The sequence below is a fragment of the Pseudomonas capsici genome (assembly GCF_017165765.1).
GTDB classification, from domain to species: Bacteria; Pseudomonadota; Gammaproteobacteria; order Pseudomonadales; family Pseudomonadaceae; genus Aquipseudomonas; species Aquipseudomonas capsici.
Genome location: NZ_JAFGZD010000007.1, coordinates 149924 through 168284 on the forward strand (window position 1 = coordinate 149924; position 18361 = coordinate 168284).

At 58.3% G+C, this 18361-nt stretch carries 19 protein-coding genes and 1 pseudogene; 10 read left to right on the forward strand and 10 right to left on the reverse strand.

The features are described 5' to 3' along the window. Positions 1-6: 6 nt before the first annotated feature. Positions 7-1050: a glycosyltransferase gene (locus JSY17_RS12050; RefSeq protein ID WP_232849416.1), complete on the reverse strand. Its 1044-nt coding sequence runs from the start codon at positions 1048-1050 to the stop codon at positions 7-9. Positions 1051-1311: 261 nt separating this feature from the next. Beyond that, positions 1312-2013 carry a metallophosphoesterase gene (locus JSY17_RS12055; RefSeq protein ID WP_206401806.1) on the reverse strand — a complete coding sequence of 234 codons (702 nt, stop codon included), beginning with the start codon at positions 2011-2013 and terminating at the stop codon, positions 1312-1314. A 177-nt stretch (positions 2014-2190) separates the two neighbouring features. Here JSY17_RS12055 and JSY17_RS12060 point away from each other — a divergent pair, with 177 nt between their 5' ends. The 5 genes from JSY17_RS12060 (at position 2191) to JSY17_RS12080 (ending at position 6887) form a co-directional block, all read left to right on the forward strand. Then, positions 2191-3018, forward strand: a complete 828-nt coding sequence (locus JSY17_RS12060; protein ID WP_117180522.1) for an NAD-dependent epimerase/dehydratase family protein — start codon at positions 2191-2193, stop codon at positions 3016-3018. 45 nt (positions 3019-3063) lie between these two features. Next, positions 3064-3948: a glucurono-1,5-lactonase gene (locus JSY17_RS12065; protein ID WP_117184765.1), complete on the forward strand. Its 885-nt coding sequence runs from the start codon at positions 3064-3066 to the stop codon at positions 3946-3948. Positions 3949-4006: 58 nt separating this feature from the next. After that, a complete protein-coding gene (locus JSY17_RS12070) occupies positions 4007-5017 on the forward strand; it encodes a TRAP transporter substrate-binding protein (protein WP_206401807.1) in 1011 nt (336 codons plus the stop codon). Between the two features lie 61 nt (positions 5018-5078). Continuing rightward, on the forward strand, positions 5079-5606 hold the full coding sequence (locus JSY17_RS12075; RefSeq protein WP_117180519.1) for a TRAP transporter small permease: 528 nt from the start codon (positions 5079-5081) through the stop codon (positions 5604-5606). After that, positions 5607-6887 (forward strand): TRAP transporter large permease, encoded by a 1281-nt coding sequence (locus tag JSY17_RS12080; protein WP_206401808.1) that lies wholly within the window; start codon positions 5607-5609, stop codon positions 6885-6887. It begins immediately after the preceding gene. 63 nt (positions 6888-6950) lie between these two features. Here JSY17_RS12080 and JSY17_RS12085 read toward each other — a convergent pair whose 3' ends face one another. After that, positions 6951-7511 carry a hypothetical protein gene (locus JSY17_RS12085; RefSeq protein WP_117180517.1) on the reverse strand — a complete coding sequence of 187 codons (561 nt, stop codon included), beginning with the start codon at positions 7509-7511 and terminating at the stop codon, positions 6951-6953. Positions 7512-7907: 396 nt separating this feature from the next. Here JSY17_RS12085 and JSY17_RS12090 point away from each other — a divergent pair, with 396 nt between their 5' ends. Together JSY17_RS12090 and JSY17_RS12095 are read left to right on the forward strand one after the other, a co-directional pair. After that, on the forward strand, positions 7908-8420 hold the full coding sequence (locus tag JSY17_RS12090; protein WP_162880542.1) for a sigma-70 family RNA polymerase sigma factor: 513 nt from the start codon (positions 7908-7910) through the stop codon (positions 8418-8420). Beyond that, positions 8420-9070 carry a ChrR family anti-sigma-E factor gene (locus JSY17_RS12095; RefSeq protein WP_206401809.1) on the forward strand — a complete coding sequence of 217 codons (651 nt, stop codon included), beginning with the start codon at positions 8420-8422 and terminating at the stop codon, positions 9068-9070. The genes JSY17_RS12090 and JSY17_RS12095 overlap by 1 nt, the downstream gene beginning before the upstream one ends. A 51-nt stretch (positions 9071-9121) precedes the next feature. Here JSY17_RS12095 and JSY17_RS12100 read toward each other — a convergent pair whose 3' ends face one another. The 3 genes from JSY17_RS12100 to JSY17_RS12110 all read right to left on the reverse strand — a co-directional run bounded on the left by JSY17_RS12100 (position 9122) and on the right by JSY17_RS12110 (position 11949). After that, positions 9122-10378: a 3-phosphoshikimate 1-carboxyvinyltransferase gene (locus JSY17_RS12100; protein ID WP_201014900.1), complete on the reverse strand. Its 1257-nt coding sequence runs from the start codon at positions 10376-10378 to the stop codon at positions 9122-9124. 91 nt (positions 10379-10469) lie between these two features. After that, the gene (locus tag JSY17_RS12105; RefSeq protein ID WP_117163812.1) at positions 10470-10946 is read right to left on the reverse strand and encodes a PAS domain-containing protein; all 477 of its coding nucleotides are present in this window, start codon (positions 10944-10946) and stop codon (positions 10470-10472) included. A 4-nt stretch (positions 10947-10950) separates the two neighbouring features. Then, entirely contained in the window at positions 10951-11949 is a 999-nt protein-coding gene (locus JSY17_RS12110) for a response regulator (protein ID WP_117163811.1), read from the reverse strand. 466 nt (positions 11950-12415) lie between these two features. Here JSY17_RS12110 and parS point away from each other — a divergent pair, with 466 nt between their 5' ends. Beyond that, a complete protein-coding gene (parS, locus tag JSY17_RS12115) occupies positions 12416-12865 on the forward strand; it encodes a type II RES/Xre toxin-antitoxin system antitoxin (protein WP_117180514.1) in 450 nt (149 codons plus the stop codon). Further along, entirely contained in the window at positions 12862-13323 is a 462-nt protein-coding gene (locus JSY17_RS12120) for an RES family NAD+ phosphorylase (protein ID WP_206401810.1), read from the forward strand. The genes parS and JSY17_RS12120 overlap by 4 nt, the downstream gene beginning before the upstream one ends. A 38-nt stretch (positions 13324-13361) precedes the next feature. Here the strand turns inward: JSY17_RS12120 and mltA are convergent, their stop codons facing one another. From mltA to JSY17_RS26025, 3 genes and pseudogenes are all read right to left on the reverse strand, one after another. After that, positions 13362-14537 carry a murein transglycosylase A gene (gene mltA, locus JSY17_RS12125; protein WP_206401811.1) on the reverse strand — a complete coding sequence of 392 codons (1176 nt, stop codon included), beginning with the start codon at positions 14535-14537 and terminating at the stop codon, positions 13362-13364. Positions 14538-14653: 116 nt separating this feature from the next. Continuing rightward, entirely contained in the window at positions 14654-15259 is a 606-nt protein-coding gene (locus JSY17_RS26020) for a methyl-accepting chemotaxis protein (RefSeq protein WP_236122670.1), read from the reverse strand. Further along, positions 15239-15967: pseudogene (locus JSY17_RS26025) on the reverse strand (PAS domain-containing protein); the annotation flags it as partial. The gene JSY17_RS26020 and the pseudogene JSY17_RS26025, both read right to left, overlap by 21 nt. A 250-nt stretch (positions 15968-16217) precedes the next feature. On the opposite strand from JSY17_RS26025, the gene JSY17_RS12135 reads away from it, so the two are divergent. After that, positions 16218-17177 (forward strand): GDP-mannose 4,6-dehydratase, encoded by a 960-nt coding sequence (locus tag JSY17_RS12135; protein WP_122371117.1) that lies wholly within the window; start codon positions 16218-16220, stop codon positions 17175-17177. Between the two features lie 46 nt (positions 17178-17223). Here the strand turns inward: JSY17_RS12135 and gmd are convergent, their stop codons facing one another. Then, entirely contained in the window at positions 17224-18270 is a 1047-nt protein-coding gene (gmd, locus tag JSY17_RS12140; RefSeq protein ID WP_117184777.1) for a GDP-mannose 4,6-dehydratase, read from the reverse strand. Between the last annotated feature and the right edge of the window lie 91 nt (positions 18271-18361).

Genomic DNA, 18361 nt, shown 5'->3' on the forward strand with positions numbered 1-18361 from the left:
AAAGATTCACATCACATTAATGACAACCGCCATCAGCAATCCCAGATTGCCCAGCCTTGTCTGGCGGTAGAGATCGGTGCGTCTGAAACTGGCCAGGCGCATGGCAAGCGAGGGCGAACGCAGCGCCTTGAGCTGTTCCAGCAAGTCGCGGCTATCGTCGGTCAGATACAGGATGACCGCTTCCAGTGCGGCGATATGGGTGGTGTTCCAGTCCCTGAAGCGTCCCTTGAACAACTGGCGGATACGTATCAACCGGGCTTTCCAGCCGGCGTTCGAACCCACCAGATTGTTGTCGTGCTGGCGATAACGCACGTAGGGCGTCGGGTCGTAACGCACTTGCCCACCGACGCCGGTGACCAGCAGATAGGCCCACCAGTCATGGGACACGATATCCAGCGACAGCAGCCTCAGATGCTCGGTGGCATCCTGCAGCAGGCAGCGAGCCGCGTGGTTGAAAACCATGGTGTTGCCGCCGCCGATATTCTGCACCAGTGCATTGGCGAAAGACGGCGGTCTCTGGAACAGTGGTGAACAGCCAAGCACTTCGCCCTGTTCGCTGATCAGTTCGGTGCGCCCCAGATAAATCGCCGGTTCGTCACGGGGGACGCTTTGCAACCAGCCGACGGCCACCTGCAACTTGTTTTCGTCCCAGATATCGTCCTGATCGCACCAGGCATAGAAGTCGGCCTGCAGAGTACGGTTGCAGGTAAAGGACAGAAAGTTGTGTGCGAAACCGCGGCCTGGCCCGCGCCACACGTTTATTTTCTCGGCTCCCCACAAGTCCCGGTAATGATTCGCTATCTCCAGGGTGTCATCGCTTGAGCCATCGTCGGATAACGCAATGAACCAGGACGACCAGCGCTGGTTTTTTATGGAGTCCAGTTGTTGGGGCAAAAAACGCTGGCCATTGAAAGTGCACAGCAGAATGGCGACCTGGGGAGAGTCATATTGTTGCTGCGTATCGGATAACGGTGGCCCTGAACGTTCTTCAAAGATGGCTACCGCCTCTGAAATCGCTTCAGCGGCATTCAGTTTTGCGGGGGGCGTCAAACCTTCATTTACAAGCGAACTACCATGAATATGACTTGAGCGTCCTTTTGCAGGATCGTCGATCATTTTCAGGGCCTGAGCATCGGGTGGCCGTTTACTGCTCCAAGCCAGTGTGGCAGGCCCGTGAACATCGGGCCTTTCGAGGCGATGGGTGGTTAATGTTTTTATTGCTCAATCAATAAAAACAGGGGTGTCGTTTCATGCCTGAAACATGGAAGCTTGTTTGCACCACGGCCTTATGAGAAATATTTCGCCAGAGGCCTATTTCTCCTGATGCATGTGCAGCGTATCGAGCTCCAGAATGGTGAAATAACCGCTGCCGTCTGCCTGCCAGCCGCCGGTATCGATATGAAATACATTGCCCAGGATTTCTACCTGCCGCACCAGCGAATGGCCCACGATCAGTGCTCTCAGGTCCGGGATACCGGTCGTGTCTCCCGAGCGTAATCGCATGCGTGACCACAGGCATGACTTGCGCAGTTGCGCCAGCCCCGGCAACTCCTCGCGTACTACCGCGCTCATGAGATCCCAGGTAGGTAGCGGACAACAGGCATGCACAATGCCGATCAGGCCGTTGGCGGTATCCACTTCCATTGCCAGCGGCATCCGGGAGAAGCGTTCGGCGAAGCGCAACTGGTTTTCATCGGACAGCTCCAGAAACCAGCTTGCGCCATTGGCCACATACTTCTGATAGTCCAGCGGCAAACCTTCCACATGCTCGATGGCCAGAGCTTCATGGCTGCCCTGTACGGAGAAGAACCAGGGCTGGTCCAGCCATTCGGCAGACAAGTGACTTTGCGGGCCACGATCGATCAGGTTACCGGTGCAGAACAGGCGGTCGATGACCTTGTCGAAGCCAATTTCATCGAGAACCCCATCTAGTCGGGCGAAATGCCCATGGATATCGCCAACCGCGAAGTCGCGTCCGACAACGTTGATATCGAAATGCTGGAAACTGTTCATCACGGTCCTGTGTGCAGGTGATGTGGCGGGTGTCAGGGGGCCTGACATGAATTGATCGAACTGCTCCCTCCATCGGTCCGGCTATCCTTTGCCGATGCGTTGACAAAGCGGGCTATGCTGTAAATACTCCTTCCTGTTGTACGACAACATATAACAATAACAAACAAGGAATCTCTCATGACTACAGCTCGTCATACTCAAAATCCCTTCAACCGCCTCCTGCTCACAGGTGCGGCAGGAGGCCTGGGCAAGGTGTTGCGCAAGACACTGCGGCCTTATGCGAAAACGCTCAGACTCTCGGATATCGCGGAACTCGAGCCTCCTATTGATAGTAGTGAAGAAGTCCAGAGATGTGATCTCTCCGACAAACAGGCCGTACACCAACTGGTGGAAGGCGTCGATGCGATCCTGCATTTCGGCGGTGTTTCAGTCGAACGTCCCTTCGAGGAAATCCTCGGCGCCAATATTGCCGGCGTGTTCCATATCTATGAAGCTGCCCGCCGCCACGGCGTCAAACGGGTGATCTTCGCCAGCTCCAACCACGTCATCGGCTTCTACAAGCAAGACCAGGTCATCGATGCCCATGCGCCTCGTCGCCCGGACGGTTACTACGGTCTGTCCAAGTCTTATGGCGAAGACATGGCCAGTTTCTACTTCGATCGCTACGGCATAGAAACTGTGAGTATCCGCATCGGCTCTTCGTTCAGTGAACCTCAAAACCGTCGGATGATGAGCACCTGGCTCAGCTATGACGACCTGACTCAACTCCTGGAACGTGCCCTGTATACGCCGGATGTCGGGCATACCGTTGTGTACGGGATGTCAGACAACAAGACCGTGTGGTGGGACAACCGGCTGGCCAGCCATCTGGGCTATTCCCCCAAGGACAGCTCCGAAGTTTTCCGCGACAAGGTCGAAGCCCAGCCAATGCCGGCCGCCGATGATCCGGCCCGGATCTATCAGGGTGGTGCCTTTGTTGCCGCAGGACCTTTCGGCGACGAATGACCGCCGCTCTTTCAATCGGAAGACTTCATAGAGATCCGAACTGCCATGGATGCTGAACTGATCTTCGATGCCCGCAACGCAACGGGTGAGAGCCCGGTCTGGAGTGTTCGCGAGCAAGCGCTTTACTGGGTCGACATTCCAGCCGGACGTTTGTACCGCTGGAATGCTGCCGATAACCGTACCCAAAGCTGGAAAGCCCCGCAGATGCTGGCCTGCATCGCAGCTCACAGCAGCGGCGGCTGGATCGCCGGGATGGAAAGCGGTCTGTTCCACTTGCAGCCCGGCGAAGGCGAAAGCCTGACCAGCACCTTGCTGGCCAGCGTCGAGCATGAACAACCCGGCATGCGCTTCAACGATGGTCGTTGCGACCGTCAGGGCCGTTTCTGGGCGGGCACCATGCTGCTGGACATGGCCGCCGGCGTTTCTGCCGGGGCCTTGTATCGCTACAGCGCAGGGCAGCAGCAACTGAATGCGCAATTACACGGCTACATCGTTCCCAATGGTCTAGGGTTCAGCCCTGACGGCAAAACGATGTACCTGTCCGATTCCCACCCCAACGTGCAGAAAATCTGGACGTTCGATTACGACACGGACAGCGGCACGCCTCATGACCGCCGTCTGTTCGTGGACATGAACGATTATCCGGGCCGTCCCGATGGCGCGGCAGTCGACAGCGATGGCTGTTACTGGATCTGTGCCAACGATGCCGGACTGATCCATCGGTTCACGCCACAGGGCAGGCTCGACCGCTCCGTGACCGTTCCGGTGAAAAAACCAACCATGTGCGCTTTCGGTGGTTCAGGGCTGGATACCCTGTACATCACTTCCATTCGCCCGGGTGGCGATATCGGCGACCAACCTCTGGCTGGCGGTGTGTTTGCCTTCAGACCCGGCGTGACCGGGCTTGAGGAGCCGATATTCCAGAGCTGACCTGCCGACACTGAAAATCCCGTAGCACCGACCAAAAACAACAAAATCGGAGAACTCCATGGATTTCAAACGCAAGCTCCTCCTCACTGTATTGCCGTTGGCATTTTGCTTCTCGAACGCCGCCCTGGCGGAGATAAGGATCAAATTCGCCGAAGTACACCCTACCGGCTACCCGCCGGTGGTCGCCGAACAGAACATGGGCAAGAAACTGCAGGAACAAAGCAACGGTGACATCAGCTTCAAGATGTTCGCGGGCGGTGTGCTGGGCTCGGAGAAAGAAGTGATCGAGCAGGTCCAGGCCAACGCCATCCAGATGACCCGGGTCAGCCTGGGTATCGTGGGGCCGGTCGTACCGGATGTGAACGTGTTCAACCTGCCGTTCGTGTTCCGTGATCATGAACACATGCGCGCCATCATCGACGGTGAGATCGGTCAGGAAATCCTCGACAAGATCACCAACTCGAACTTCAACCTGGTGGCCCTGGCCTGGATGGATGGCGGTACTCGCAACCTGTACACCAAGAAGCCGGTGCGGCAGATATCCGACCTCAAGGGCATGAAGATCCGGGTGCAGGGCAATCCGGTATTCATCGACACCATCAATGACATGGGCGGCAACGGCATCGCCATGGCCACGGGCGAAATCTTCAGTGCCCTGCAGACCGGTGTGATCGACGGTGCGGAAAACAACCCGCCGACCCTGCTGGAACACAACCACTACCAGAACGCCAAGTTCTATACCCTGACCGAGCACCTGATCCTGCCCGAGCCGGTAGTGATCTCCAAGGCAACCTGGGAAAAGCTCAGCCCCGACCAGCAGGCGCTGGTGAAGAAACTGACCCGCGAAGCGCAGATGGAAGAGCGTGTGTTGTGGGACAAGAAGTCGGCCGAGGCCGAAGCGAAACTCAAGGCCAGCGGTGTGGAGTTCATCACCCTGACGCCTGAGCAGAAGAAGGCTTTCTACGACGCCACGCAACCTGTGCGCGATAAATACGGCGCGCCATACAAGGAACTGATCAGCCGTATCGAAGCCGTCAAGACCGATACCGCCAAGGTCGGTGCCAACTAAGCCCATTCGATAATGCCGCGCAGCGGGCGAAAGCCCGCTCGCCTTGGTTGTGGTGAGCCCAATGAAAAATACGCTACTGCGCATTAACGACGTGCTTTACCGGATCTGCATCGCGATTGCCGGCCTGTCGGTACTGACGATGAGCCTGATAATCCCTTGGGGCATCTTCGCCCGCTACGTACTGGGCAGTGGTTCCAGCTGGCCCGAGCCCACCGCGATCCTGTTGATGGTGGTGTTCACCTTCTTCGGTGCGGCCGCCAGTTATCGTGCCGGTGCACATATGGCGGTAGCGATGGCGACCGAGCGCATGTCGCCGCCGTTGCGCAAGTACGCGGCCTTACTGGTGCAGATTCTCATGGCGGTGGTGTGTGTGTTCATGGCCGTCAAGGGTTTCAAGCTCTGTGCGACGACCTGGAATCAATACCTCGGTGAGATGCCGTCCCTGCGGGTGGGGATTTCCTACTTGCCGATCCCGATCGGCGGCATCCTGACCCTGATCTTCGTGCTGGAAAAAATGTTTCTGGGTGATCAAAGCCACCGCCGTGCCGTGCGCTTCGATCTGTTGGAAGAAAGCGAAGAGGCCGCATGAATGGACGCTTTTATATTGCTGGGAAGCTTCATCGCGCTGATTCTGCTGGGCATGCCGGTCGCGTATGCCCTGGGGCTTTCGGCGCTGATCGGGGCCTGGTGGATCGAGATTCCCTTCGATGCGCTGATGATTCAGGTGGCAGGCGGTGTGAACAAGTTTTCGCTGCTGGCGATTCCGTTCTTCGTGCTGGCGGGCGCAATCATGGCCGAAGGCGGCATGTCCCGACGGCTGGTGGCATTTGCCGGTGTGCTGGTGGGGTTCGTGCGCGGCGGCCTGTCGTTGGTGAATATCGTCGCTTCGACCTTCTTTGGGGCCATATCGGGTTCGTCCGTGGCCGACACCGCCTCGGTCGGTTCGGTGCTGATTCCGGAAATGGAGCGCAAAGGCTATCCGCGGGACTTTTCCACGGCCGTAACGGTCAGCGGTTCGGTGCAGGCCTTGCTGACACCGCCCAGCCATAACTCGGTACTGTACTCGCTGGCGGCAGGCGGCACGGTGTCCATCGCTTCGCTGTTCATGGCCGGCATCATGCCCGGTCTGTTGCTCAGCGCGGTGATGATGGCGCTGTGCATGGTTTTCGCCCGCAAGCGCAATTACCCCAAGGGTGAAGTCATTCCATTGCGTCAGGCACTGAAGATTGCCGCCGATGCGCTCTGGGGCCTGATGGCCATGGTCATCATCCTGGGGGGAATCCTGACCGGGGTTTTCACCGCGACCGAGTCGGCGGCCGTCGCCGTGGTCTGGTCGTTCTTCGTCACCATGTTCATCTACCGCGACTACAAGTGGCGCGACCTGCCCAAGCTTATGCACCGGGCGGTAAGGACCATTTCCATCGTCATGATCCTGATCGGTTTTGCTGCCAGCTTCGGTTACATCCTGACGCTGATGGAAATTCCCATGAAGATCACCACGGCTTTCCTGACGCTGTCGGATAACCGTTACGTGATCCTGATGTGCATCAACGTCATGCTGCTGTTGCTGGGTACGGTGATGGACATGGCGCCGCTGATCCTGATCCTGACCCCTATCCTGCTGCCCGTGATTACCGGTATCGGTGTCGATCCGGTTCACTTTGGCATGATCATGCTGGTCAATCTGGGGATCGGGCTGATTACACCGCCGGTGGGCGCGGTACTGTTCGTTGGTGCTGCGGTGGGCAAGGTCACCATCGAAGCCACCGTCAAGGCACTGCTGCCGTTCTATCTGGCGCTGTTCATGGTGCTGATGATGGTCACCTATATCCCTGCCATTTCGCTGTGGCTGCCGAGCGTGGTGCTTTAAATCCGGGTCTGTGCAGGAAGGTTGTGACGTCAGACACAACCTTCCTGTGCTGCCACTCACGTATCAAGGCGAGATAGTGAGTGTGGAAGGACCGCTGACCTGCACGACGCCTGTCGGTTGATTGCAGTCGTTGTTCAAGATGGATTTGAGGTTCGCAAGCACGAACGTGGTGGTGGCATTGGCATTCTTGTAACGCCCGTCGGTGATCTTGCCCGTTCCCAGAATGGTGGTATTCAGATTGCCGATATTGTTCACGGTTGCCGTGAACTCATAAGTGCTGGTCGTTCCATCGTTCCAGTTGATGACCCAACTGATGGGCGGTGTCTGCAAGAGCAGCGACTGGCAGGAGAAGGTCGCCTGAAAGTTCTGTACGGACGATGCCGTGGCCCCCAGAGGTAATACGCAGAGGTTCCAGTTGCTGGTCGTCGAAACATTGACCGGATGCTCGGTATTGGTCAGCCCCGGCGACCAGTTTGCAGTATGCGTACCCGTGCATTCGGCCAGATTGATTGCTTCTGCACGGTTGGGCGCGATAACGAGTCCTGTTCCGACGATGACCAGCATCAGGAACATCAGCCGGATCAGAGCGCGTTTCATTGAGTGGTGGGAAAGGTCGATGTCCATGTGAACCCCCCGAAGGGATGAATTGAAGTAACTCCTGATGTGCAGGTTAATGGAAAGGGTTTTATCGACCACTGACAGAAATCATAGTGGCTTAGACAGGTTTGAAATAAACTCCCCGCCTTTGATCAGATTCCGTCTTTCCGTGCTTTTCGCTGCTACAGGCTCCTCCAGTCCGTGGCAGACGGCTATCATGGCGACCAGGTAAAACTACTTTTCCCGGCAGTTCATCTTGTGATCCGTTTGGCGGCAGGTTGCGTAATACACAGGCAACCCGACCCAACGAGGGCACAGAAGGTGATCATGAGCAGCATTGCCAGCATCAGGACCTTCCGTCACGTGTCACCTTCGTGCAGCGACTCGCCAATCACCCGACTTTGGATCGATGAAGTCACCGCTGTGGCCCGCAGTCAGGACCGCGACAGCTTCATGCGCATCTACGATCACTTCGCCCCGCGTCTGCTGCGCTATCTGACGGGGTTGAAAGTGCCTGACGGGCAGGCCGAAGAGCTGGTGCAGGAAGTGCTGCTCAAGCTGTGGCACAAGGCCGAGTCCTTTGATCCGGCCAAGGCCAGCCTCGGAACCTGGCTGTTCCGGATCGCGCGTAACCTGTATATCGACAGCGTGCGCAAGGACAGCGGCTGGGTCGTGGTGCAGAACTCGCTGGAACAACTCGAGCTTCTGGAGGCTCCTGCCGACAGTTCACTCGATTACAGCCAGCGCCAGGAAAAACAACTGAATATGGCCATCCAGAACCTGCCAGCCGATCAGGCCAGGGTTTTACGGATGTCCTACTTTGAAGCGCTCAGCCATCGAGAGATCGCTCAACGCCTCGGCATGCCTCTGGGGACTGTGAAGTCATGCCTGCGTCTGGCCTTTCAAAAGCTGCGCTCCAAGGTCGAGGAGTCATGATGAGCCCAGTCCATCATCCCGATGAAGCCACTCTGGTCAGTTACGCTTCGGGTGCGCTTGCACAGACAATTTCTCCGGTTGCCGCCGCTCATCTGGAACAGTGTGTGGAGTGTCGTGAACGCGTGCGCCATGCAGAGCGCATCGGTGGCTTGCTGATTCAGCAATACAGCTCAGGTGCCGAACCCGCCAGGGGACGCGATGCCATGCTGGCTCGCCTGGATGAGTCGCCCCGCGTCGCTGCACCGGTCGAGCCTGTTGTGCAGAGCGCGGATTTGTTACCCGTTGCCCTGCATGCCCACTTTGGCCGCTACCTGAGCGAACAACCCTGGAAAACCCTGCTTCCCGGTGTTCAGCGGGTCCAGGCCAAGGGGTTGGAGCAAGGCAGCCTCATGCTGCTGAGAATCGCTCCTGGTGTCAGCATGCCGTTTCATGGCCATGGGGGCAGCGAAATGACCCTCGTGCTTCAGGGTTCCTACCACGATGAGCTGGGCGAATACCGGCCCGGAGATCTCGCGGACCTGGATAGCGACACCCGGCACCAGCCTACGGCCAACGCCGGTGAGCATTGCATCTGTGTCATGGGCACAGACTCCCCGCTGCGCTTCCAGGGCCTGCTTGCCCGGATGCTGCAGCCGATTTTCGGGATCTGAACATTCGCTCCTGCCATGCGGTGCAGGAGCGACTTCAGTCGCGAAGGGCTGTCAGCGTTCGATCTGTACGCCCAGTGACTCCAGCGCTGCCCAGTAGCCGGGATAGGTCTTGCCGACGCAGTCCGGGTCGAGAATCCTGATGCCCGCGATCTTCAGGCCCGCCAGGGCGAAGCACATGGCGATGCGGTGGTCGGAATGGGTGTCGATCAACGCATCGACGGTCTGACCGCTCAGTGCCGGATTGGCATGAACCAGCAGATCGTCACCCTCTTCTACCGCCAGCCCCGGCGCGATGGCACACAAGCCGTGGGACAGCGCCGAAATGCGGTCGCATTCCTTGACCCGCAGGTTCGCCAGGCCCACGAAACGCACCGGATGGTTGTTGAACGCCGCCAGCACTGCCAGCGTCGGAATCGCGTCCTGCATCTGCGAACCGTCGATCACGGCCGGCATGTTCGGGAAGCTGTCGATGATCTGGCTGGCCAGGGCATCGGGCTGGGTGAATTCTTCAGTGGCGACGCCCAGGTCGATCTTGCCGTCGGTCAGTACTTGCGCTGCCCACAGGTAAGTGGCCGCCGAAGCGTCAGGCTCGATATGGAAGTCCGTGGCCTGATAGCCGGTGGCCGAGACTTTCCAGGCCGCATCGCCAATCGCCTCGACTTCAGCACCGAAGGCTTTCATTGCCGCCAGGGTCAGGTCCACATAGCCGCGTGCGCCGATTTCGCTGCCGGTCAGGGCCACTTCGATCGGGCCTTGCCCGCAGGCACCGGCCATCAGCAGGGCCGAGACGTACTGGCTGGAAAGATTGCCGTCGATTTCGATACGCCCGGCGGACAGGCCGCCCAGGCCCTTGATCGTGACGGGCGGGCAACCGGTTGGCGCGCTGACCTGTACGCCCATGCGCTGCAAGGCATCGACCAGCGGGCCGATGGGACGTTTGCGCATGTACTCGTCGCCATCGACGATGAATTCGCCTTCGAAGTTGGCCAGTGCGGCCGTCAGGAAGCGGGTCGCAGTGCCGGCATTGCCCAGGAACAGCGCCTGTTGCGGAGCCTGCCAGTGGCCGGAGCTGGTGACCACGAAGGTGCTGTCATCCGGTTCGTCGACCTGGACGCCCATCAGGCGCAGGGCTTCGGACATGACGCGGGTATCGTCACTCTTCAAGGCACCGGTCAGGCGACTCGTTCCTTTTGCCAGGCCAGCCAGCAGCAACGCACGGTTGGTGATCGATTTGGAGCCCGGCGGGCTGACGCGCCCGACCAGAGGGTGCTCGACAGGCAAAACAGTGAGTGTGGATTGAGGTCGCATGATGTCCCTGAACGTCACCGGAAAAATCGCGATCCTAGCACGAGCAGGAGGCGGGCCGCAGCCTGATGGCGGCCCTGCTCCCTTGTGGCGATTAGCCGTTGGCAGAGTTGCTGTCGGAGAGTTGCTTGAGTGCGGCCTGCAACTGATGCCGGTTGGTGGCCACGTCCGTCACGTCGTAGATCACCAGACAGATCTGGTTGATCTCGTTGTTGGTCGCCCGCAACGGAAACATCGTGGTGTTCTGGTACATGAACTCTTCCTGCCCGGTGATGGGCTGGTAGTTCTTGAAACGCACCAGATAAGGTCGCTGTTCCCAGATCGTGAAAGCAGGCGTGCCGAGGGTCACGACATTCTCGACCTTCTTGCTGAACCACTGCTGGTTGACCTCGGGGAACAGCTCGAAGAACGTCTTGCTGGTCGCCTCGTACGGCGTCACGCCGGAGCGGTTCTCCATGAAGGTATTCCAGACCATCACCCGGTAATCCCGATCCAGGACCACGATGCCGACGTCGATGTTCTGGGTAACGGCCAACAGCCAGTGCAGCTCGTTGATATCGATATGGCTCATGGGGTCAGCTCATCATGTAGGCAAGTTTGCGCGTAAGCAGTTCGACCGAGTCTTCGGTGAACAGCATCAACAGATCGAAGTGGATGTTGTGGCCTTCGATGTTGTAACTGATCTCCACCGCGAGGGTCTTCTTCCAGCGCTTGCTGTTGACGCGAATCAGATCATCGATCCCGCCCTGAGCCCCCAGAATCTGTGGATGGCTTTGCGAGAACGCGATATCGATCTGCTCGGCAATTCCGCTCAGGCAGGCACCGATCAGGACCGTGGAGAGATCCAGCAGCATTTCCATGTCGGTGTAGTCGGGCGAATCGCGTTGCATGAGCTGAGCCATGTCGGAGAGTTCCGAATCATGGAAAATCAGCAGCGCTTCGCCGGAAATTCCGCCGCCGATATAGCCCTGGCACACCGCAGTGAGACGCTGGTCGCGATGGGCATCGGCAAGCGCCATGTGCAACTCGCCGACTTCGAGCATGTTGACGTTGGGGACCGGCAATTGCACGAACACGCCCAACACCTTGGCCAGCAAGGCCGCGGCCCGGCCCATGGCAACGTTGATGGTTTCCCGGAAGGCATCCTGGAAACTGATGACGCCATCCTTGAGCGGCACAATGGCGGTCGGCACCTTTGTCGGCTCGCCCATCAGGCCCAGCCGCACAAGGGTCTGCTTGAGTTCATCGGGGTCGGCGGGCTTTTTCAGGAAGGCCAGTGCGCCGAGTTCCATGACCCGCCGGACCGCTTCATCCTGAACGTCGCCGGAAACCACAATCACCTTGGCTTCGAGGTTTTCTGCACGAATGGCCGCCAGCGCCTGATAGCCATCCATCACGGGCATCGTCAGGTCCAGCAGTACCACCTCGCCCAATCCACTGCGAACGGCGCCCAGCCCTTCGAGTCCATTGGTTGCCATCGTGACCGATACACCCCAGTCCTCAGGCAAGGCTCGCAACAGTTGCTTGCGAGCCATGTTGGAGTCATCGCAAATCAGCAGCGGAATCATGGACATTCATTGTTTCTCACTACAAAAGTTTCAGGCTGACGGCAGCAGAGTATCGATACGTCCGATTGCCTTCACGAAAAAAACGGGCCGGAACGTAACCTGTAAAAACCCCTTTGATACTTCGACACCCATCCATGAATCTACAAGTCCCTTCTTGCCCTGCTGTAACGACTTTCATGCAATAACTGTGCGCGTGGAAGCCTGATGGATCAGTGCCTTTTTAGTGCAGCAGGCCTTGCAGCATCTGGGATTGCACTACAGCACAGATTCAATATAGCAGGGCAGGCAAACTTATATATACCTCAATGACATAATGATTTATTGGCGCTTTTTCCTGAATGTAGCGTCAATAAAAAGGGATGAACTTTCCGGTTGCACGAGTCGGTTTTCAACCGTCTGTCAGAGTCATCCATGACAGATGGCTTATCAAGTGATATATCTGGTAACTATCAGTAGATGGAAGGATTCTGTCATGCCTCTGGCTATTCGCGACTATTACCCAACCCCTGTTCAGAATGAGGATTTCTGGCAGAAACTGGGCGTGCCTCCCCGTGGCGCGCAGTTGTACAACGCCTTGCGTACCGGACTGCCCTACGAAGTGTTCGAGCGACTGGCCAACTACACCGACCTGAATCGCTCGACCCTGGCCGAACACCTGGGAATCGCGCCTGCGACGCTGCAACGACGCCTCAAAGTGCGTCAGTTCAATGCCGAAGAGAGCGATCGGCTGTTTCGCCTGGCGGCCATTTACAAGGCTGCAATGGACCTGTTCGAAGACGACGCCGAAGCCACCCGCCGCTGGCTGACCAAGCCTGTCTACGGGCTTGGCCAGCGCAGACCGCTGGAAATGCTCACCACATCGGCAGAAGCCCAGGCCGTGCTGGACCTGATTGGTCGTCTTGAGCACGGGGTCGTTGCGTGATCCATGTCTATCGTCTGGTAAAACGCAAATGGCTGGCTCAGGCTTTCGATGGTGAAGGTGCAAAGCTTTACGGTGGACGCTGGAACAGCAAGGGCCAGGCTTGCGTGTATTGCGCCGGCAGCGAGTCGCTGGCGTTGCTGGAAGTGCTGGTCCATCTGGACAACTCCAGCATGGTCCAGCATTACGTCATGCTGGAGCTGCAGATTCCCAAGGATCGAATTCTCAAGGCCCGCCCCGACAACCTGCCTGCGGACTGGCGCGAAGAGCCCGCGCCGCCCTCCACTTCCTCCTATGGCGATGCATGGCTGGAGTCTGGCCAGAGTCTGGCGCTGGCGGTGCCCAGCGTGATCGTGCCCCGTGAATTCAACTACCTGCTCAATGTGCGCCATGCGTCCTTCAAGAGCATCGTGGCCAAAGCCAGGGAGCTGGATTTCGAGGTGGACAGCCGACTGGCATAGCCGAGGCTGTCACTTCGCGGCGTAAGCTGCGCAGAAACCTACTTCTGCGCAGTCTCGCCATCCTGAGGCAAAGGCTTGTCCTTGGGCCACAGGAGCCAGATATTGCCTTTCTGTTTCATATCCCCGGCCAGATGCCCGGCTTCTTCACCTGTGCCCCAGAACAGATCGGCGCGCACTTCCCCGGCAATGGCACCGCCGGTGTCCTGAGCCGCTACCGGCCGGATCAGGCTACTGCCATCAGGGCGTGTGGTCGACAGCCAGAGCAGGCTGCCCAGTGGAATCACTTTCCGGTCGATGGCCACGCTGTAACCGGCGGTCAGCGGCACGTTCAGCGAACCCCGCGGCCCTTCGTTGCTGTCCGGGTTGCGGGTGAAGAACACATAGCTGGGGTTGCTGGCCAGCAGTTCGGGAACCCGCAGCGGGTTGGCCTTGGCCCAGGCTGCAATGGTGCCCATGGTCACGTCTTCTTTCTTCAACTCGCCCTGCTCCACCAGCCAGCGGCCAATGGCGCGATAAGGACGACCGTTCTGATCTGCGTAGGCCAGGCGCGCTTGCGTACCGTCTGGCAGGCTGACTCGCCCGGAGCCCTGGATCTGCAGGAATTGCAGGTCCATCGGGTCGGTCAGCCAGGCGATCACGGGCGCGTTCAGCCCTTTCTCATTGATGGTCGCGGCGTCGTCATAAGGCTTGAGCACGCGTCCTTCAAGCCGTCCACGCAGGCGCTTGCCCTTGAGTTCCGGATAGATGCTGTCCAGATTGACCACGATCAGATCGTCGGGAATGCCGTAGACCGGAACCGAAGCCTGTGCGGTCTGTTTCAGGCTGCCGGGGTAGACGGGTTCGTAGTAACCGGTAATCAGGCCGTCGGCGCTGCCGCTGTCGTTGCGCAGGCTGTAGACCTGCAGGCTGCTTTGCAGAAAGGCACGTATCTCTGCCGCGCCAGGGCTGGCAGGCAGGCTGGCCGCTGCACTGCAGGTTTCGGCCCATACCGGATCGGCCTTGAGCCGGGTGCAGGCGCTGCGCCACGAGGCGAAACCGGCCTGCAGATCGCTGTCGGAAACAGCCGGCAAGGCGTCCCAGGTGCTTTTGTTGTACGAAGTATGAGGTGGAGTGGTCTTGGTCGGCTTCTCGGAGACATCACATGCAGTGAGCAACAGGGCCAGCGGTGCAACCAGCGCCAGTCCTTTGCGCCATTGTCTGGAAAACAGAGTCATCGGGGGACTTTCCTTCGACGGGCTGCCCGATGCGTCGGCATGCGGGCAGCGTCATGAGCCAAAGGGCGTCATTGTGTCTCAAGTCCGTTTCCGGATCGAGTGACTCTGTTCTCAGCTTATTTCAATTGATTGGCAAACTGCCCCACTGCACCGACCACCTGCTTGGCGCCTTCCTGGATCTCGACAATCACCGAGCCCGCTTCGTTGGCCAGCGCCAGGCCCTGCTCTGCCTGTTCCCGGCTGTTGATCATGCCGCGCACGGCTTCATCGGCCAGGTTCTGGTTCTGCTGCACGACGCTGACGATCTCTTCGGTGGCTGCGCTGGTGCGCCCGGCCAGTTGCCGCACTTCATCGGCCACCACCGCAAACCCGCGACCCTGCTCGCCGGCCCTGGCCGCCTCGATGGCTGCGTTGAGAGCCAGCAGGTTGGTCTGCTGAGCGATACCGCCGATGGTCTGCACGATGGAACTGATCAGCAGCGATTGCTTGCCGAGTGCTTCAATGCCCGAGGAGGCCGATTGCAGCTCATCGGAGATCTTGTGCATGGTCTGAACGGTGTTCTGAACCACCGTTGCTCCCCGCTGGGCGCTGACGTCGGTCTGTTGCGAAATCTCGAAGGCGATACTGGCGGCCTTGCTGACTTCTTCTTCCCGCAGCACCTGATCCGTCACGACTGTGGCGAACTTCACGACCTTGTAGAGCTTGCCCTGGGCATCGTGCACCGGGTTATAGGTCGCTTCCAGCCAGACGACCCGGCCAGCACTGTCCAGACGCTTGAAGCGCCCGGCCACGAACTCGCCGCGGTTCAGAGTGGCCCAGAAATCCTTGTACTGACTGCTCGAACTCTCATGCGGCTCGCAGAACATGCTGTGATGCTTGCCCTTGATCTGCCCCAGGTTGTAGCCCATGCCGCGCATGAACTGATCGTTGGCAATCAGTACGTGACCGCCCAGATCGAACTCGATCACTGCGGTTGAGCGCAGCAAGGCCTGAATGAAGGCCGCGTTTTCGGCGGCAGTCTCGACGGTCTGGGTGATGTCCGAACCGTAGCACTTGATTTCCAGGAGCTTGCCGCCGTCATCCAGAATCGGCTGCCACATGGCGCGAATCCAGGCCAGGCTGCCATCAGCCTTCAGAAACCGGTAGCTATCGAAAGCCGATTCGCCCTTTTGCACTGCAGCCACAAGATTGCGGTAGCAGTCGAGCTGTTTGACATAGGCCGGTATCAACTGGTCCATGTTGCGCCCCACCAGTTGCTCGGCGGAATAGCCCAGCATCTTGAGAAAGTTGGTGTTGGCGTGAGTAATGCGATAGTTGGCATCAACTGTTACGGACACCATTCGGGCGTCCATGCCCCGTTGCATCTGTCTGTACATCGATAACTCGGCTTGTTGCGCCTGTAATTCCTTTTTCAAGCTGGTATTGAACATGGGGGCTACACCAACAGTGATGGATATTCAGTGCTATCGACTAAAAGCGTAGAAGGGTTAATGCTCTTCGTCAGGTGGCGGTGGGAAAAATTTCGGGCTGAACTCGGGCAGCAAAAAAAGCTCTGATAGTGACCCGCGAGTCCCATTTCAGGACAAAGCCGGATACTCGGGCTAGCCTGCTTGCAACGGCTCCAGAAAGCCTGTCTTTCAAGCTCCAATGCTTGCCAAAAGCCACTGAGGAAGCTCCAAGATGCAGCGCATCCTGATCACCGGCGCCAACGGTTTCGTTGGGAAAATTCTATGTGAGAGCCTGCAGAGTGCCGGGCATCACGTGATTGCCCTGATAGGCAACACTTCGCCTGCGCCCTCCCATGCCGACCAGTACCTGCAATGCGACATTCGCGATGCCGAGGCTCTGGAGCAGGCAATTACCGAAGCCGCGCCTACCCATGTGGTGCATCTGGCTGCCATTACCCATGTGCCGACCAGTTTCAAGGAGCCTCTGCTGACCTGGCAAACCAACGTCATGGGCAGCGTCAACCTGCTCCAGGCCTTGCAGAACAAGGCGCCCAAGGCGTTCGTGCTGTTCGTCAGTTCTTCGGAGGTCTATGGCGGCAGTTTCAAACAGGCGATTCCCCTGACGGAAAGCAGCCCGTGCCAGCCGCTCAATCCTTACGCTGCCAGCAAACTGGCTGCCGAAACCGCAGTAAACGAGTATTTCAGGCAAGGTCAGCCGGGCATTATCGTGCGCCCTTTCAATCATATCGGTGCTCAACAGTCGCCCGAATTTGCCACGGCATCCTTTGCCCGCCAGATCGCGCTTGTCGAAGCCGGCGAGCAGGAGCCGTTATTGAAGGTGGGTAATCTGCAGGCCGAACGCGACTTTCTCGATGTGCGCGATGTCTGCAACGCCTATATCGCATTGCTGCAACTGGCCGAGCAGGAAGGCGACTATCCGCGCTGCTTCAATATCTGCAGCGGTCAGCCGCGCAGGATGCAGACGATGCTCGACATGCTGCTGGCCATGAGTTCACGGGAGATTGAAGTGGGCGAAGATCCTGAGCGCATGCGCCCTTCGGATATTCCCAGTGCCGTCGGTGATAACTCGGCCATCCGCAATGCCATTGGCTGGCAGCCCGGCATCGACCTTCAGGAAACCCTTGCCGCGCTGCTGGATTACTGGCGTGCCGAGGTAAAGGCGGCTCGCTGAGGAATCAGCCCCCGAATGCCAATGCACTCGGGGGCGTCAGGTACTATCAGAACGAAGTGCCGTTCTTGTTGCGCTTCAGATCGGTTTCCACCATCAACTGACAGAGTTGCTCCAGATTGGTAGTGGCTTGCCAGCCCAGTACTTTTCTGGCTTTTTCAGGATTGCCAATCAGCAGCTCGACTTCCGCCGGGCGATAGAATCTGGGGTTGACCCGGATCACGGTCTTGCCGGTGCGGGTGTCGATGCCATGCTCGTTGTCGGCGCTGCCTTTCCAGTCCAGATGGATATCGACGGCCTTGAAAGCCATGGATACGAAGTCGCGAACGGTTTCGGTGCGATTGGTGGCCAGCACGAAAGTGTCCGGCTCATCGGCCTGCAACATGCGCCACATGCCTTCGACATATTCCTTGGCGAAGCCCCAGTCACGTTTGGCATCCATGTTGCCCAGTTCCAGAACGTCCTGCATGCCCAGGGAAATGCGCGCCACGGCATCGGTGATCTTGCGGGTCACGAATTCCTTGCCGCGCAGTGGCGACTCGTGGTTGAACAGAATGCCGCTCGCACCAAAGATGCCGTACGACTCGCGATAGTTGATGGTCATCCAGTGCGCATACAGCTTGGCCACGCCATAAGGACTGCGCGGGTAGAACGAGGTGTCTTCGGTTTGTGGAACCTGCTGCACCTTGCCGAACATCTCCGAGGTCGAGGCCTGGTAGAAACGGATCTTCGGATTGACGATGCGGATGGCTTCCAGCAGGTTGACGGCACCAAGCCCGGTAATTTCGGCAGTGGTCAGCGGCTGGTCGAAGGAAACCCCCACAAAGCTCTGGGCCGCGAGGTTGTAGATTTGTGTCGGTTCGGCTTTTTGCAGGAGGCGAATGCTTGCGCTCAGATCCGTAAGGTCATGCTCGACCAGATGCAGGTTGGGATGGTTGGTGACGCCAAGCTCCTCTAGCCGCCAGAAGGTGACTGAGCTGGTACGACGATAGGTACCGTAGACCTTGTAGCCTTTTTCCAACAGCAATTGAGTCAGATAGGCGCCATCCTGGCCCGTGATGCCTGTGATGATGACGGATTCTTTCGGTGCATTCATATCTGGATTCCGGTCTGGGAGGCTGGTCCTGCTTTGTTGCATAGCCATGTGTTCATGCTTTCGGCAATACCTGCCATTCCTGCACAACAGG

Coding starts and splice junctions, on each gene's coding strand:
- JSY17_RS12085 (WP_117180517.1), bottom strand. CDS start 7,511: ATGGACATCGACCTTTCCCACCACTCAATGAAACGCGCTCTGATCCGG.
- parS (WP_117180514.1), top strand. CDS start 12,416: ATGCCTCTGGCTATTCGCGACTATTACCCAACCCCTGTTCAGAATGAG.
- JSY17_RS12060 (WP_117180522.1), top strand. CDS start 2,191: ATGACTACAGCTCGTCATACTCAAAATCCCTTCAACCGCCTCCTGCTC.
- mltA (WP_206401811.1), bottom strand. CDS start 14,537: ATGACTCTGTTTTCCAGACAATGGCGCAAAGGACTGGCGCTGGTTGCA.
- JSY17_RS12110 (WP_117163811.1), bottom strand. CDS start 11,949: ATGTCCATGATTCCGCTGCTGATTTGCGATGACTCCAACATGGCTCGC.
- JSY17_RS12065 (WP_117184765.1), top strand. CDS start 3,064: ATGGATGCTGAACTGATCTTCGATGCCCGCAACGCAACGGGTGAGAGC.
- JSY17_RS12055 (WP_206401806.1), bottom strand. CDS start 2,013: ATGAACAGTTTCCAGCATTTCGATATCAACGTTGTCGGACGCGACTTC.
- JSY17_RS12075 (WP_117180519.1), top strand. CDS start 5,079: ATGAAAAATACGCTACTGCGCATTAACGACGTGCTTTACCGGATCTGC.
- JSY17_RS12070 (WP_206401807.1), top strand. CDS start 4,007: ATGGATTTCAAACGCAAGCTCCTCCTCACTGTATTGCCGTTGGCATTT.
- JSY17_RS12080 (WP_206401808.1), top strand. CDS start 5,607: ATGGACGCTTTTATATTGCTGGGAAGCTTCATCGCGCTGATTCTGCTG.
- gmd (WP_117184777.1), bottom strand. CDS start 18,270: ATGAATGCACCGAAAGAATCCGTCATCATCACAGGCATCACGGGCCAG.
- JSY17_RS12105 (WP_117163812.1), bottom strand. CDS start 10,946: ATGAGCCATATCGATATCAACGAGCTGCACTGGCTGTTGGCCGTTACC.
- JSY17_RS12100 (WP_201014900.1), bottom strand. CDS start 10,378: ATGCGACCTCAATCCACACTCACTGTTTTGCCTGTCGAGCACCCTCTG.
- JSY17_RS12135 (WP_122371117.1), top strand. CDS start 16,218: ATGCAGCGCATCCTGATCACCGGCGCCAACGGTTTCGTTGGGAAAATT.
- JSY17_RS12095 (WP_206401809.1), top strand. CDS start 8,420: ATGAGCCCAGTCCATCATCCCGATGAAGCCACTCTGGTCAGTTACGCT.